The 15,892-nt window shown below is 42.8% G+C and carries 16 protein-coding genes; 9 read left to right on the top strand and 7 right to left on the bottom strand.

Features of this window, described 5'->3' with window-relative positions; all coding sequences use genetic code 11:
* Positions 1–19: 19 nt before the first annotated feature.
* Both EKQ44_RS19660 and EKQ44_RS19655 read left to right on the top strand, forming a co-directional pair.
* Positions 20–1,015: a Gfo/Idh/MocA family protein gene (locus tag EKQ44_RS19660; protein ID WP_237665253.1), complete on the top strand. Its 996-nt coding sequence runs from the start codon at positions 20–22 to the stop codon at positions 1,013–1,015.
* A 122-nt stretch (positions 1,016–1,137) separates the two neighbouring features.
* Positions 1,138–1,524: a GNAT family N-acetyltransferase gene (locus EKQ44_RS19655; RefSeq protein ID WP_414491347.1), complete on the top strand. Its 387-nt coding sequence runs from the start codon at positions 1,138–1,140 to the stop codon at positions 1,522–1,524.
* A 53-nt stretch (positions 1,525–1,577) separates the two neighbouring features.
* Here EKQ44_RS19655 and EKQ44_RS19650 read toward each other — a convergent pair whose 3' ends face one another.
* From EKQ44_RS19650 to rpsN, 3 genes are all read right to left on the bottom strand, one after another.
* Positions 1,578–1,973 carry an SET domain-containing protein gene (locus EKQ44_RS19650; protein WP_237665251.1) on the bottom strand — a complete coding sequence of 132 codons (396 nt, stop codon included), beginning with the start codon at positions 1,971–1,973 and terminating at the stop codon, positions 1,578–1,580.
* Positions 1,974–2,358: 385 nt separating this feature from the next.
* A complete protein-coding gene (locus EKQ44_RS19645) occupies positions 2,359–2,706 on the bottom strand; it encodes a hypothetical protein (protein WP_237665250.1) in 348 nt (115 codons plus the stop codon).
* Between the two features lie 69 nt (positions 2,707–2,775).
* A complete protein-coding gene (rpsN, locus tag EKQ44_RS19640; RefSeq protein WP_010199153.1) occupies positions 2,776–3,045 on the bottom strand; it encodes a 30S ribosomal protein S14 in 270 nt (89 codons plus the stop codon).
* Between the two features lie 364 nt (positions 3,046–3,409).
* Here rpsN and pssA point away from each other — a divergent pair, with 364 nt between their 5' ends.
* The 4 genes from pssA (at position 3,410) to EKQ44_RS19620 (ending at position 6,959) form a co-directional block, all read left to right on the top strand.
* Positions 3,410–4,123, top strand: coding sequence for a CDP-diacylglycerol--serine O-phosphatidyltransferase (gene pssA / locus EKQ44_RS19635; RefSeq protein ID WP_237665249.1), 714 nt, complete (start codon positions 3,410–3,412; stop codon positions 4,121–4,123).
* A gap of 153 nt (positions 4,124–4,276) precedes the next feature.
* The gene (locus tag EKQ44_RS19630; protein WP_237665248.1) at positions 4,277–4,789 is read left to right on the top strand and encodes a GNAT family N-acetyltransferase; all 513 of its coding nucleotides are present in this window, start codon (positions 4,277–4,279) and stop codon (positions 4,787–4,789) included.
* Positions 4,790–4,882: 93 nt separating this feature from the next.
* The gene (locus EKQ44_RS19625; protein ID WP_237665247.1) at positions 4,883–5,263 is read left to right on the top strand and encodes a MerR family transcriptional regulator; all 381 of its coding nucleotides are present in this window, start codon (positions 4,883–4,885) and stop codon (positions 5,261–5,263) included.
* Positions 5,253–6,959: an acyl-CoA dehydrogenase family protein gene (locus EKQ44_RS19620; protein WP_237665246.1), complete on the top strand. Its 1,707-nt coding sequence runs from the start codon at positions 5,253–5,255 to the stop codon at positions 6,957–6,959. Before EKQ44_RS19625 ends, EKQ44_RS19620 begins: the two co-directional genes overlap by 11 nt.
* A 303-nt stretch (positions 6,960–7,262) precedes the next feature.
* Here the strand turns inward: EKQ44_RS19620 and EKQ44_RS19615 are convergent, their stop codons facing one another.
* Entirely contained in the window at positions 7,263–8,699 is a 1,437-nt protein-coding gene (locus EKQ44_RS19615; protein ID WP_237665245.1) for a carbon starvation CstA family protein, read from the bottom strand.
* Positions 8,700–8,897: 198 nt separating this feature from the next.
* Between EKQ44_RS19615 and EKQ44_RS19610 the strand changes: the two genes are divergently transcribed.
* The 3 genes from EKQ44_RS19610 (at position 8,898) to EKQ44_RS19600 (ending at position 12,912) form a co-directional block, all read left to right on the top strand.
* Positions 8,898–9,128, top strand: a complete 231-nt coding sequence (locus EKQ44_RS19610) for an excisionase family DNA-binding protein (protein WP_237665244.1) — start codon at positions 8,898–8,900, stop codon at positions 9,126–9,128.
* Positions 9,129–10,125: 997 nt separating this feature from the next.
* Entirely contained in the window at positions 10,126–11,502 is a 1,377-nt protein-coding gene (locus EKQ44_RS19605; protein ID WP_237665281.1) for an aldehyde dehydrogenase, read from the top strand.
* 201 nt (positions 11,503–11,703) lie between these two features.
* A complete protein-coding gene (locus EKQ44_RS19600) occupies positions 11,704–12,912 on the top strand; it encodes an MFS transporter (protein WP_237665243.1) in 1,209 nt (402 codons plus the stop codon).
* Positions 12,913–13,078: 166 nt separating this feature from the next.
* On the opposite strand, the gene EKQ44_RS19595 is transcribed toward EKQ44_RS19600, so the two are convergent.
* The 3 genes from EKQ44_RS19595 to hpaB all read right to left on the bottom strand — a co-directional run bounded on the left by EKQ44_RS19595 (position 13,079) and on the right by hpaB (position 15,837).
* Positions 13,079–13,273 (bottom strand): YwbE family protein, encoded by a 195-nt coding sequence (locus tag EKQ44_RS19595; RefSeq protein WP_237665242.1) that lies wholly within the window; start codon positions 13,271–13,273, stop codon positions 13,079–13,081.
* Positions 13,274–13,322: 49 nt separating this feature from the next.
* Positions 13,323–14,288, bottom strand: coding sequence for a glycerophosphodiester phosphodiesterase (locus EKQ44_RS19590; protein ID WP_237665241.1), 966 nt, complete (start codon positions 14,286–14,288; stop codon positions 13,323–13,325).
* A 100-nt stretch (positions 14,289–14,388) separates the two neighbouring features.
* Positions 14,389–15,837 carry a 4-hydroxyphenylacetate 3-monooxygenase, oxygenase component gene (gene hpaB / locus EKQ44_RS19585; RefSeq protein ID WP_237665240.1) on the bottom strand — a complete coding sequence of 483 codons (1,449 nt, stop codon included), beginning with the start codon at positions 15,835–15,837 and terminating at the stop codon, positions 14,389–14,391.
* Between the last annotated feature and the right edge of the window lie 55 nt (positions 15,838–15,892).

Raw genomic sequence — 15,892 nt, 5'->3', positions numbered from 1 at the left:
AAAGAAGGAGACACAACTTATGATGAAAACGGCACTACTTAGCAAATGGCATGTCCATGCACAGGAATATGCAGAAGAAGCGTTACAGAACGAGCACATTACCCTTACACACGTCTGGGATGAGGAAAAAGAACGAGGCAAGGCTTGGGCAGATGAGCTCGGTCTCACCTTTGAAGAAGAGCTAGACAGCATCTTTAACAATCCGGAGATTGATGCGGTGATTGTCGCTTCTCCGACAAGCATGCATACAGAAATCATCACGAAAGCAGCGCAACACGGCAAGCATGTTTTCACGGAAAAGGTGCTTGCAGATACGGAAGCAGAGGCCGCGGCCATTCTCCAGGAGGTTGAAAGAAACGGGGTCAAGCTGATGGTTTCCCTGCCTCGTTTAACGGCTGACTATTATCTATACGCGCAACAAATTGTTGACCAAGGAATATTGGGGAAGCTTACTACCATTCGTTGCCGTGTCGCACATAATGGATCCGTTCCGACTGAGCAGCATCCAGTTGGTTGGCTGCCATCACACTTTTATGATAAGGAACTATGTGGGGGCGGTGCATTCATAGATCTTGGTGCACATCCCATCTATCTGACAAACCGTCTTGGGGGAGAAGGGAAAGCGGTAACCGCCCGCTTCCAACAGACATTTGATCATGGGGTGGATGATAATGCGGTTGCAATTGTTGAGTACCAATCAGGTGCGCTTGGTATTTTAGAAACAGGGTTTGTTTCTTCCGGTAGCCCGTTTCAATTAGAGGTTTATGGAACGGAAGGAACGTTAATGATCGAAGATGGTAACATCCGAATCAAAAGCATAAATCTTGAAGAAGGCTGGCATTCACCATCAGAAGAAGAGCTCCCTAAAGACGCACCATCTGCAATGACTCAATGGGTATCAGAAATCAGGACAGGTAAAAAGCCGGATATCAGCCCTCAAGATGCTTACCTGCTCACTTTGATTAACGATGCTGCCCGTCGTTCCAATGAGGAGGGCCGGAGAATCGAGCTTTAAATACACAAACTTAAAAACTATACACACTTTAAACTACATAAACGAAAGGTTGGACAGGTTTGAAACATTTTGAAGTGATTGTTATCCCGTATGAACCTAAGTATGCCGAAGAAACAATCATCATGTGGAGAGATAGTAAATTTAGGGCTATTGGTAAAAAAGAGATGCATAGCTTTGAAAGCCATGTAAACTTTCTAAATCAAATCCTACCTAGGGAATTTACCGTTGAACTGGCGACTGTCGCTGAAAAAGTGGTTGGGATGATTGCATATAATAGATCACAAATAAATCAACTATATATTCATAGTGGATATCAAAATACTGGTATAGGCAAAAAGTTACTTGATAGAGCAAAAGAACAATCAAATGGAACTTTGACTTTATACACATTTGAGGTAAATAAAATTGCACAACGATTTTATGAAAAGAATGGGTTTGTCAGTATTGGAAGAGGGAGTGATAATGAAGAAAACCTGACTGATATTAAGTATGAATGGAAAGCTATATAAACACTTTTCAATAAGAAAACGACCAGATATATTCTGGCCGTTTTCCTTTTTATTTATTTATTTTCCTCTTCCTCTTCCATATTAAACCAAAGAGGGTCCATCTCATCGACATCGCCGTTATAGTTGATGAGGATCTCCTCACCAGCTTGGATGTCCTTATAGGCAAAAAAGTCAAAAACATGTTCATCAAAGTTGATTTCATATCTTGCATTTGGTTCATATGAATGATTGAAAAGCATGCCATAGCCGAGCAAGATGGCAGAATGATTAATGCCATATTCAAATGCATAGTCCGCTAATAATGTCTTTTCGATATGTTCATGCTGTTCGTTTGGATAGGATATAACCGGTGCGGAATGAAACAGTGTCCCCGCTTTGATATCCTCTGTGGCAAATACCCCTCTATTGAATTCCCCATCACTGACTGGAGAGCTTTTTACTTCGATCATGGTCATCACCTTCACGTTTCCGAAAAATTTCCTGACCTATTAAGGGTGCCACTTTCCGGAACGGAATGCAACTGGTTAGTTTAAACAATTCAAAAAAGCTCTCTCACATAAATTCTTGAGAGAGAGTTTCAGACTGTTGGCAAACCCAATTTATTTTTAAAATTACATATAATTGTTGATCTACGTTTCAGACGCTTCGCTTTCCGCGGGCGGTCCGGGAGCCTCCTCGGGCTACGCCCTGCGGGGTCTCTCATATCCCTTCCTCCCGCAGGAGTCTACGCGTCTTCCACTACGATCAACATAGTTATTGCATGCCTTGAAGATTAAAATAACTTTGTCTATACATAAAAGCCCTCCCACATAACCTCTTGTGAGAGAGCTTTTGTTATATCCCGATAAAGAAATACTGCATATTAGCGTGTTCCCTTGTTGAGACCTGATTCGTATAGTCGATCCAGAATACGTGTTGCATCCTGTTGATGGCGTCCTTTTTTATCTTCTGTTCAATCTCGATCATGAGTTCCCGTGCGGTTTCCACAGGCATTTGGAAGTGCTCTGCTGCCTGCACGTATGGGTGGTGTTTCACTAGTAAATCAAAATATTGATCTGGGGTTTCCGCTTGTTCTTCATAAGCATACTCCACATCTTGAACAAAGTGATAGAAAAGCTGCTTTTCTGGGGGAAGCTCCGCTACACTGCATTTTATAAGGTATCTATATAAGCTTTCCTTCATCTGTAACACCTCATCATCTGTTACGGGTTTTTACCACTATATGCAAATTTTGTGTTAAAAGACGCTGTATTACCAACTTGCCTTCTTCACACCAGGAACCTGACCTTTATGGGCAAACTCACGGAATGCGATACGAGACATTTTGAATTTGCGAATATAGCCACGCGGTCTGCCAGTTACTTCACAACGATTTTTCAGACGCGTAGGGGAAGAGTCACGTGGCAATTTACGAAGACCTTCGATATCACCTTTTGCTTTCAGTTCTCTGCGGATCTCTGCATATTGCTCGACAAGCTGCTGACGTTTTCTTTCTTTTGCTACTTTTGATTTTTTAGCCATGGATAATATCTCTCCTTTTTATGATAATAGTAATCGTTACGATTTATTAAACCATATATTTCTTTCGAGTTCAAATAAAAAATAGCGGTACTGCTTTTTAACTAGATATTTTTAAGTGCACAACCAGTAACAGCAAAACCCATCATCTGCACAAAATAATTTTTACTCGCCCTATGTCAGAATGGTATAATTAAATAAAGGTCAGCCTAAGCAGTGTTCCTTTGTTTAGGTTTTTAATTATTTTGGAAGCGGGCAGATAGAAAAAAGACTAACAAACTAATGATAACCATTTTGTTTTTTTACTTTACTATTGGGGTAGAACCCTTTACATATGACTTATCTACTGACGGAGTGATGATTATTTATGCAAATGCGGACGCGTCTCATTAAAAGCATCCCCAACATGTTCACGCTGGGGAATTTATTTTGCGGTTTCTTATCCATCGGCTTTGCCGCAAACGGACAATATAGTAACGCTGCCATTTTAATACTTATCGGAATGATGCTAGACAGCATGGACGGCCGTTTGGCAAGGATGTTGAATGCGGATGGGGAACTTGGAAAAGAGCTTGATTCCCTGGCTGACGTGGTTACGTTTGGTGTGGCACCGTCCTTTCTTGTTTATTACACCTACTTTTATCAGTTTGGCATCCTAGGTATGGCCATCGCTGGATTGTTCCCTCTATTTGGTGCTTACCGATTAGCTCGCTTTAACATCAGCACGACCAAGTCTTCCGGAAAATATTTCACAGGTGTGCCCATTACAGCGGCAGGAGGTATCCTTGCACTGTTAACCTTGTTTGGAAATATGATTCCACAAATCGTGACAACTGTTATTTTCACCGCTTTCTGTTTCTTGATGGTCAGCAAAATTAAGATTCCAAGCTTCAAAGATGTTCCACTTCCAAAGTACGGAACCATTGTCACGGTATTTTTGGGAGCGTCTTTATTTATTGTGTATAAAGGGACTTATGCACAATATCCTTATTTGATTTATATCGCCATTCCCTTATACATTGCTTATCTTGCGTACAGATTTGTTAAAGTGCGCGGAAAAAATAGGCGAGAGACAGACTGATAACGTTCAGTTCACAAACCGAGTAGTAAATCGACAAGATTTTGCTGCTCGGTTTTTTTATATGCTTTTTTCCTAAAGGGTAAAGGAATATTTATATGGATGTTGAAAATTACCTAAAGGGGTGCAAGTAAATTGTTTTTAAGGAGACTGGCAATGAATATAAGAACCAATAGATTATTGATAAGGGAATTTAACGAGAAGGATTGGGAAGCAGTCTATGAATACACATCCAAGCAAACAGTTATGAATTATATACCCGGAGGAATTCATTCAGAAGAAAAAGCAAGAAAATTTGTGATGGAAAATAAAGGTGCTGAAGCTGAAAATTATGCTGTTGTGGAAATAGAGAGTAATAGGGTCATAGGTCATATAGTGTTTCATAAATACTTTGGAGGTCACACCTATGAAATTGGGTGGGTGTTTCATCCATCTTATCAAGGCAGTGGGTACGCTACCGAAGCAGCCAAGGAAGTGTTGGCTTATGGATTTAATCAACTAGGTTTACATAGGATCATCGCGACATGCCAGCCTGAGAACGTTCCCTCCTATCGAGTGATGGAGAAGATTGGAATGAGAAGAGAAGGCTTTTTTAAGAAATGTATTCCAAATGGTGAGGAATGGTGGGATGAGTATTATTACGCTATATTGCAAGAAGAATGGAAATAAGAATGCCGATAAATAATCTTTATCTTGAACTTTACGTTAACGTCAATGCTAAACTGTTACCATCTATATTTTCTGAAAAAAGGAAGGTTCTTCATGTACACGATCTCACAGCTAGCAAAGGAATTCGATATATCCACTAGAACCGTCCGCTATTATGAGGAGTTGGGCCTCCTTGAACCGGCTCGCTCGGAAGGCAATCAGCGGCTGTTCTCCAAAAGGGAGTATGCCCGCTTAAAGCTGATAATCAGAGGCAAGCGGTACGGCTTTCAACTTGATGAAATCAAAGAGATGGTCACCTTGTTTGATAAAGACCGCACTGGCACGAGGCAGCTTGAGAAGACGATTGAATATGGCACACAGAAAATAGCGGAAGTGGAAGAGCGAATTCAAGAGCTAACCGAACTGAAAGAGGAAATGAAGGAGCTTCACACAGATTTTCAAAAGAGATTGGGAGGGGAAGCGCATGACACGTAATTTTTTCACAGAGGATCAGCATCTGCAGCATGTTCTGAAACAGCACTTAAAGCCTGAATTTTATGAATGGGCGTTTAAAGAACTCACTGAGTTTGGCGCTAGTTGTGCCAATGAAATCGATGAGCGTGCAATTCACACCGATCGCGAAGGTCAGCCTAAGCTCATCAAATACAATAAGCTGGGCGAGGACGTTTCGGAGGTTTGGGTGAACGAAGGGTACAAGAAGACCGTCGAGGAAACTTATCATAGAGGGATCGTCGGGTATGTGCACAAGGAAATTCCAGAGCTCGGCCAACAAGGAAACTATCTTTATTCCTATGCCCAAGGTTACCTGCTTTCCCAAACCGAACCGGGATTTTATTGTCCAGTGACCCTCACCATGGCTACTGCTTACCTTCTTGACCATTATGCGGACCAACACGTTAAAGATAAGTTTCTGCCTCATGTCATTTCGACTGGAGAGGTGGAGCTCTTAGAGGGAGCTACGTTTCTGACAGAGCGACAGGGCGGGTCTGATGTAGGGGCCAACGAGACGAAGGCGGTCGCCAATGCGGACGGGCGCACCTATCTTTTGACCGGTGAAAAGTATTTTGCCTCCAACGCTGGTCAGTGTGGGGTGGCTATGGTGCTGGCTAGAATGGAAGGAGCACCAAAAGGGACGAAGGGACTCAGCTTGTTTGCTGTGCCTTGGCGGAAGGAAGATGGAAGCGGCAAGTTGAATGGCATTGAAATTAGGCGCTTGAAGGATAAGCTCGGCGTCCGAGCAGTGCCATCAGCGGAAGTCCTTTTCCATCATGCTGAGGGATACCTTGTAGGGGAACCGTCCAAAGGCATCTATTACATGATGGAAGCTCTGAATCTGTCGCGTGTTTGCAATGCCATTGCGTCGATCGGGATCATGCAAAGAGCGTACACGGAAGCACGCAACTATGCGACTAGCCGTGTGACGTTTGGCGATCAATTAATCAACTTTCCGATGATCCGTGAATCTTTGTTGGACATGGCAGTAAAGCAAGAGGTGGAAACGAGTGCTTGTTTTGAGCTAGTGGCACTATTCGACCGCGTCATGCAAAAAGAAGGGCAAGTGTCAGAAGAAGAGGTCGTTTTGAACCGATTGCTCATAGCCCTCTTGAAAAAAGAAACGGCAGAACAGGCAGTGCACTTTTCCCATGAAGCAATTGAAATGCATGGAGGAAATGGATTTATTGAGGATTTCGTGACGCCGAGACTGCTGCGAGATGCCCAAGTGTTGACGGTATGGGAGGGAACAGCGAATATTCTCGGGTTGGAAGTGCTGAGGTTGATGGGTAGATTCAAGGTGGAACGCATTTTCATAGATGCTATGAGAATAAGGCTTTCTGCTATTGATACCTTGGAACCCTCCACGAAGGAGCCGGTCGAACAGGCTTTGATTAGACTGCAGGAGCTTTGTGATTTTACAGGCAGCTGCACTCCAGAGATTCAGACCGTCTACTCCAAAAAGATTGCCAGTTTGATGGTGAAGATTTTTGAAAGCGTGGTGGCATTAGAGGGAGCCAATACTGGGGTTGCTCGTGAAAAGGCGAAGGCGGAATTGTTCCTGCAAATGACATGGAGGGAATCTGATCTTTGGTTTGACAAAGAAAATAAGAAACTGAAATACTTCGACTTGATCGTGAACTGGGAAGAGAGATCGGTTGAGGTGGAGCAAACGTAATTTTATGGGTTTAAAAACAGGCAGCGCCCCTTTAAAAAGGCTGTTCAGACTGTTGAAAAACCCTATTTATTTTTAAAATTCCTTATAACTATTGATCTTCGTTCCAGACGCTTCGCTTTCCGCGGGCGGTCGGGGAGCCTCCTCAGGCTTATGCCTTCCGGGGTCTCCCATGTCCCTTCCTCCCGCAGGAGTCTGCGCGTCTTCCACTACGATCAATATGGTTATTGCATACCTTGAAGGTTGAGTAACTTTGTCTACATACTGAGGCAGCCCATTAAAGGCTTCCTTTTTTCATTTTCCGAGCTATGCCACACGCTTTTCCACACCGTCATGCTTTTCTTTACGATGCTTCACCACTCGACTAGCAAACCAACCTAATACTACCAAGGTTAATACGGATCCGAGCGTTACTGAAATGTTATAGTCCATCCCCAAACCTTCTGGTGCATAGAAGATATACGTGCAGACGACACCGGTCATGAAGAGTGCTGGTACGCTGGCGATCCAGTGGAATTTGTGCTCTTTTAGTAGATACATAGCTGCCGTCCAAAGCATGACGGTTGCTACTAGCTGGTTAGTCCATCCGACATATCTCCAAAGGAATGTATAATCGATGGTAGCAAGGAAAAGTGCTGGTGCTGCCAATAATAATGTAACCAACAGGACTTTTACTTTCCCCTCCATGTTGAAGAACTTGGAGAACACTTCTGTCAAAATCATACGAGAGGAGCGAAGTGCTGTATCCCCAGTAGTGATTGGCAGGATGATAACACCAAGGATTGCAAGAATTCCTCCAAGAGTCCCAAGCAAGGAAATGGAAATTTCATTTACCACGTACGATGGCCCCCCGGTGGCAAGTGCTTCCTGTAGCCCGCCTGTTCCGTTGAAAAACGTCATGCCTGCAGCGGCCCAGACAAGGGCGATTACGCCTTCTGTGATCATTGCTCCATAGAAGATTTTGCGTCCATGGGATTCTTTCTTCATCGTGCAGGCAACAATCGGACTTTGTGTACAATGGAAGCCAGAAATCGCTCCACAAGAGATGGTTACCATCAAGAGCGGCCATATTGGAAGTTCCTGCGGATGTAAGTTTGCAAATGTCAGGTTCGGGATCTGCTTATCTGTGAATAATAGAGAGATTGCAATGGCGACCGCCATGAAAAGCAGGATTGCACCAAGTAATGGATATATTTTACCGATTACTCGATTGACCGGTAATAGAGTAGCCAATAAAAAATACCCGAAAATCAAAAGTAATGCCATCATGAAGCTTAATGGAGTAAGCTGTGCGATCAATTGGGCAGGTCCAGCTGTAAAGGCTGCTGCCACAAGTACCATTAGTACAAGCGAAACGACATAGATACAAGACTTCACAACATTCCCTAAGTACTTCCCTACGATGGTCGGGTACTGTGCCCCGTTGTGTCGGAGAGATAACATTCCTGAAAAATAATCATGGACGGCACCGGCAAAAATACATCCGACCACAATCCAGATGAAAGCGACCGGTCCATATAATGCACCAAGCACTGCCCCGTAAATGGGTCCCAAACCTGCGATGTTCAATAGCTGGATTAGATTCCCCTTCCACCATGGCATGGGAACGAAATCGAAGTTGTCCCTTTTTGTATAGGCAGGAGTTGGATTCTGATCATCAATAACAAAAACTCGTTCAACGAATTTCGAATAAAAGATATAACCTAATACTAGAAAAATAAGTGCCCCAAAAAATGTGATCATGCTGTTCTCCTCCTGTTGTTTGAAAATTATAATTTCAAACATTCTATCATGTTTACAGGGAAAAACAACAGATTAATCAGAAAAATTAAAAATTTTTGTAAAATAAACCGGTTTCATGTCAGAATATTGGATTTTTCCAGGAAGTAAGGCTACTATATGGTAAGCTACTAATATATAGAAAAGAAGAGAAGTGATCTTATGTATTTATCCATAAAAGAGACAGCCGAATACCTTTCCTGTTCAGAAGCCTATGTCAAAACCCTGATACAGGAGAAGAAAATACGCGCATTATTCGATGGCGAGGACTACTTAATCAACAAAGAACAATTCACCACACATATGAAACAAATGGAGAAATACAAGGAACTGGTCGAAGAGGTCAGGAACGAACCAATCCCAGAGGATATTGATATAAAAGATGAAGATTGAAGAAAAGCACCTACTTGCAGTAACGGGTTCCGTTACCTATCGCAAACATAGAAAATGCAACGTAAAATGCCTATCAAATTGTATGCTAATTTGATAGGCATTTATTATTTATATCAAAGGTTTTTCAATCAGATAATAGATTAATTTGCAGGTGTATTTACTGTCTGACAATAGTCATTGTTAGACAGTAAATACACCTGCAATATAGGCTGCAAAATCAGATACAATAAATATTGGTAAGCAAAACTGCTATGCAATTTTGTTGAAGGATTAGTGGAATTTTATGTTAAAATAAAACGAGATACAACGTAAGCGTTATTCCGTTAAAGGGCAGGTTTCTTCAAGAAAGGAGTGAGAAGTTTGAACATCTTCAAATCAAAAAAATCAAAACTTACTTATCAACTCACATTATTTATTATTCTGCTTACATTTGCATTCTTAGTTAATCCATCAGATTTTGCACAGATGCTGTTTGTTATGGCATCAATAGGGGCTTTCTTTATAATTGATACAGCTTTATCAAACCAAAAGAAAACTACTCGTATAGGCATTTCCATAGTCATAGGAGTGACATTTTTTTTAATTACATTTACCACAATGCAATAATTCTTCAACGGGTGCGTTAGTTCAATAACACTATTCAGTAATCTAGGGGCGATTGTTGAATAAGCGTCTAACAAAATATATTATTTATAACTCTGTTCATTTTGAGCTGAGTTTATTTGTATACAAAAAGCACTGCAATAAGCAGTGCAATTATAATGACATATTAACTTGTATTTAGCGACGCAAAAAAGTTTTTGCGATTTGCAGGTGCTTTTTTTATAGAGTCGATCAAACCAGATTCCTTGACGGTTTGTTATTAAGTGTTTAAACTTTTAAACATAAAACAAGTAAAAACTTGTCTAATTCATTCTATTTGTAAGAGAATAGAAATAACATAATCTGAATCCAAGAGAAACAGGAGGAATCTTATATGACGACTTCAACATCCAACATAAATGAGACGGTAAAAAGACTGTTGACCAACCATAAGAATTATTTTGCAAAAGGGGAAACAAAAGATATTGATTTTCGCCTGCAACAGCTGGCCACTTTGAAAAAGGCTGTTCAGAAATATGAACAAGAATTGATGGATGCCTTAAAGAAGGATTTGGGAAAATCCATTTTTGAAGCGTATGGATCCGAAGTTGGATATATTTACGATAGCATCGGGTTTTTCATGAAAAACCTAAAGAGCTGGGCAAAAGTTAAAAAAGTGAAAACACCGTTAGTCCACGCAGGGTCGAAAAGTCTGGTTTACTCTGAACCATATGGTACGGTGCTGATTATCGGACCATTTAACTATCCTGCCCAGTTGGTGCTCGAGCCGCTGATTGGTGCAATCTCTGCTGGAAATTGTGCTGTCATAAAACCATCAGAGTTTACGCCTACTGTTTCAGGGGTGCTCGTGAAAATGATTGGGGAATTTTTCGGGGAGGAGTATATCAGTATTATCGAAGGAGCGAAGGAAGAGACGTCCGCTCTGATCCACGCACCGTTCGATTATATCTTTTTTACCGGAAGTGTGGAGGTAGGAAAGATTGTCATGCAGGCCGCAGCCAAACGTCTAGTCCCGGTGACACTGGAGCTTGGAGGGAAGAGTCCTTGTATCGTCCATAAGGATGCCAACATAGAGGTGGCTGCCCAGCGAATTGCATGGGGGAAATTCATGAATGCAGGGCAGACGTGCGTGGCACCAGATTATATACTTGTGCATGAAGATGTCCGGGAGAAACTGGTGAATGCCTTTAGAAAAACGATCCTGGACTTTTATGGGAATGATCCAAAGCAAAGCAAGGACTATGGCCGAGTGGTCAATGAACGCCAGTTTGATCGCCTCGCTTCTTTGGTGGATCTTGAGAAGGTGGTTGCAGGTGGAAGCTGGAACCGCGAGGAGTTATATATGGAGCCGACAGTACTGGATGGTGTCACATGGGCGGATAAGGTCATGCAGGAGGAAATTTTCGGTCCTATTCTTCCCGTCCTGACTTACAGTGACCTGAAGGATGCGATGAGTCAGATCAATGATCAGCCCAAACCGTTAGCGTTATATGTTTTCACTGAGGACAAAGAGGTGGAAGAGCAAGTGATTGCCGGGACCTCCTTTGGCGGCGGGTGCGTAAACGATACCGTCACCCATCTGACCAATCCGTATCTGCCTTTTGGTGGAGTAGGGACTTCCGGGATTGGATCCTACCATGGAAAAGACAGCTTTGACACCTTCTCCCACAAAAAAAGTGTGATGAAGAAAAGCACGAAATTTAATTTAAGCTTTCTGTACCCGCCATATTCGGATAAAAGTATCAAGATGTTGAAAAAGTTTATGAAATAATAGGTCTTGATCCATCCGGGAAAATAGTTGTAGGAAGTTCTTAACATTTCTTTTCATCGTCTTCTGTGTTAATATTTAGACAGACGAAATATATAGTGGGACGCAGCTTTTCATGCATGTAGGGAAATGGGATCTTCGTTTGTGGAGATTCTTTTTCTTTTTTATAGAAGGCTGGTCCAGTTATATTAGGAGAGTGTAAGAATGGTATCGTTACAGAAAAAAGAAGTGCTATGGACAAAATCGTTCATTATGTTGATGGTCGGGAACCTGTTTGTCTTCATGTCGTTTCAGATGTTGATCCCTACCCTTCCGCCATATATTAAATCACTTGGGGCCTCAGGTCTTGAAATTGGATTGGTTACCGCTCTATTTTCGATCGGTGCAGTACTGAGCAGGCCGTTTATCGGCTACATGCTCGAGTACCGGGCGCGTAAGCCGCTTGTGTTGATCGGTGCGGTCGCTTTGCTTTTAGTGACGGTGATTTATCCATTGTCCCAGATTGTCGTGATCTTCCTTTTGTTCCGATTTATTCATGGTTTGGCCTGGGGATGGTCCACAACCGTCAATGGAACGGCAGCTGTGGATGTTATTCCCCGTTCCCGATTAGGGGAAGGAATGGGCTACTATGGATTGTCGATTACAATCGGGATGATTATTGCCCCGAGTTTAGGAATCTACCTCTATCAGGTGACCGAGTTTTCTAACCTGATCATTGTATCAGCAGTTCTGGGTTTGATTGCAATTGGATTACTCGCGATTGTCCACTATCAGACGCCTGCTTCTGTGGAAGAGACGAAAAGGGAAGACCTGAAGTTTTCCTACTTCGGCTCCTTAGTGGAAAAAAGCAGCTGGTATCCAGCGTTTATCACGTTGATTGCAACGTTCGGATACGGTTCGATTGTCACGTTTATCGTTATTTTCGGGGAAGAGCGGGGAATTGACCAGATCTTCCTTTTCTATCTTGTAAATGCGATTATGGCTTCCTTGTCACGTCCCGTAGCTGGGAAATGGTTTGATAATCATGGACCGCGTGGATTGGTCCTTATGTGCATGTTCCTATCATTTGTAGGAATGTGGGTGCTTTCCTTTGCGCATTCCAATCTGTTCATTATTGTCGCAGGTGCCTTGTTTGGGGTAGGATTTGGTTCTTTGATTCCAACCTTGCAGTCATGGACGTTATCCATGACACCGGAAAACAAACGTGGAGTGGCGAACGGCATGTTCTTCTCCTCCATTGACCTTGGAATCGGACTGAGCGGCATCATCTTCGGCATCCTGGCTCAATTTGTCCAAACCGCCGTCCTCTTCCAAATCTCCAGCACCTTCATGCTCATCGCCATGCTATTTGCCTGGATCGAAGGAAGACGAAGAAAACGAGAAGTCCTCGAGGAGATGAGAGAAGGCGCTTGAGGGGTTGTTAAGGGGTCTAACTCACAACGTTAAAGCGGTAGAGGGGTAAAAGGGGTCTGACCCTCACAACGTTAAAGCGGTAGAGGGATAAAAGGGGTCTGACCCCTTTATTATATCGAAAAAGCGTAACCGCCTGCTTCTGCAGGGGTTACGCTTTTTTGTTTGCTTATTTGTCTATTTCTTTGACTCTTCCGACTTGGCCGTCTTGTAGGCGGACTTTGATGCCGTGGGGGTGGCTTGGGGATTTGGTCAGGATGTCTTTGACGATGCCGCTTGTCAGTTTTCCTGTACGCTGATCCTGTTTGAGTACAATTTTCACTGGTAGGCCAATAGATATATCTGCCCGTTTTTGTCCATTCATTTTGGGAGCCTCACGTTTCTATATTTACTATCTTATCATTATATCATAGTCAGGCTTCATCATTTTTAAAACGCATCTCTTCCATCACTTCAAGCAGCAAATCGGGACGATTGGTCAAAATTCCGTCTGCTCCCCTTTCAAGGAGATAACGCATCGTCTCCTTGTCATCGATGGTCCAGTAGTGCATCTGGACGCCACTGCGCTGTGCATCGCGAATCAGTCGCTGATTGGTCAGGTCAAAGATGCTTTCTTGAAGGGGTACCTGAAAGGCATCCACTTGTGGTTTATAGAGGTTACGGACGAACAACTTGTGGAAGAGGACGAATCTAGTAATTTCCTGTCTGCCGCCTACAAGTGCCACTTGTCCTTCTGTGAAACTATTGAAGGTGCTTAAAATCTCCTGATCGAAGGAGGCTACCAATAAAGTATCCTCCCTTTTATATTGAACAGCAAGCTCCCATAGCTTTCTTGCAATCTCTTCGTATTTTTCGGGAGGGTTGGTGTCTTTGATTTCTATTTCTATGCGTGTGTCCGGAAAAGCCTTAAACATTTCCTCTACTGTCGGGATGGTCACTCCTTTGCCGCGAAAGCTGTTTTTACCTTCCAAATCCACAAAATGATAGCCTGCATCAAGCTGTTGTATTTCCTCTAAGGTCAGGTCTGATACAAGACCTTTTCCGTCGGTGGTACGGTCGACCGTCGGATCATGGATGGCAACAAGGTGCCCGTCTTTTGTCATATGTATATCCGTCTCTAACACATCGACACCCATGTCGACAGCTTGTTCAAAAGCTATCATGGTGTTCGAAGGAGCGAGGTGTTCACCGCCTTGATGAGCAATGACAAGAGGCATTCCGCCATTTTCGAAAAAAGGTTTGGTAGTTTGTTTGTGTACTGGGAAAAAGGTGAATATGAGTCCAAGTGTGCCGATGGTCCCGGCAATGGTCCCAAGTACTAACCACCCTTTTCTTACCTTACGGGTTTTCTTTTGTGAAGGAATACTAATTTCGGCCATTTCTGAACAATACCTCGCTCTCTTGTAAACTCCTATCTCTTAAATTATAGAATAATTGGAAAATAAAAAAAGAGGGTAGCCATTAAATTTTTGGCTACCCTTACTTTATTTCACAACCAAGTTGTTTTGCCACGTCATCCACTAATTCTTTTCTGTTGTACTCATGATAAAGCCCCATTGCCAAGCGGGTCGGGCAACCAAAGAAAAAGCGTTCGTATAAGGTTTGTCTGGAACCAAATGCGCTCATGCTTACATCCCATGCGAGACGGAAAAGCTTGATGCGGGTTTGTGCATCTGTCGTGGCTGATTGCAGGTATTGATCTATGTCGGGCCGTATCGGTGATTCCATATCTGTCTCTGTAGGAATGGACACCAACCCGCTTGCTCCGAGAAGTTGAAGAATCTCTATGAATCTTGGATACACCTTTGGAAATTGAGCGATAGCGACGGAAAGAGGGGTCACATCAGGAACCATCGTCCCATGTTTATCTACTTTGGCATTGATTTCCGAAGCAAGAAGCAAAGCTTTGTGACTTTCGACTGCTATGATGATTTCGCTGATTTTTTCTTTCACATGCCCATACTCACCAATGGCGATGGTGTTGACCAGTAATTGTGCCACACCTAGAATGAATTCCGCTTTCATCACCTGTCTAGAAACCACCTGATGGGTGACAAGCGGTTTGAAATTGCTTATGGCATAGAGCTTGTTTGCCACTTCAATATTTTCCGATACAAATACACGATCCCATGGTACCAAGACATTATCAAGCACAACAATAGCATCCATCTCTTCAAAACGCGATCCAAGTGGATGGTTAAATTGCGAGGAATCATAAGAGAAAGATTCCCTGCAGATGAATTTCAACCCCTCTGTATTACTTGGGATACTGAAAGCATACGCGAATGGCTCATCAAACATCTTTAGTCCGGAAGAGGAGATGATAATTTCATCGGTGATGCCACCTTGTGTTGCCAATAAACGGGCACCTTTTATGACAATACCTTCCGAGTTTTTATCGACCATCCGTGCCGCCACGATATTTTCATCATCTTCATAATGGTACGAAGAGCGATTTACCTGTGGAGAGATGAAGGTGTGGGTGAAGGAAAGGTCATTTTCTCTCGCATATTCATAAAAGTTTCTTAAGTTTTTAGGAAACTGTGGCCCTTGTTCCTCTAAAATATCTGCCGAAGATGCCAGTGCCATCAGGGTAGAATTTTTATAGTCTGGGGACCGACCCATCATACCGAATGTTGACTTTGCCCAGAGTTGTATCATTTTTCTTCTTTTCTCCAAATCTTCCTTTGAGGTTGGGCGAAGAAAGGAGGTACCCACCAAATTCCCCGTAGTGTCAGAAATAAATGTCATTATATCTTTATGTTTATGTTCATGTTGCATATCATATAAGGCTGCTTGGCTTTGCATCACACCGGTAAATGCAGGGTGCTCCGAAATATTCCCCTTAATCTGCTCCCCGTTGTACCACACATTTGATTGAAGCGAGTTGATCCGGTCGAGATACTGTTTGCCGTTTATTATTCCCATTCTGCTCACCCTTTGCCCAGGTTACTTCTTTCAATGTATGCATGTGGGATTGTCT

It is taken from the genome of Sutcliffiella horikoshii, from assembly GCF_021991925.1.
GTDB classification, from domain to species: domain Bacteria; phylum Bacillota; class Bacilli; order Bacillales; family Bacillaceae_I; genus Sutcliffiella_A; species Sutcliffiella_A horikoshii_F.
The sequence above is the reverse complement of the archived record's forward strand: the minus strand, read 5'-3'. Positions and strand labels throughout refer to the sequence as shown.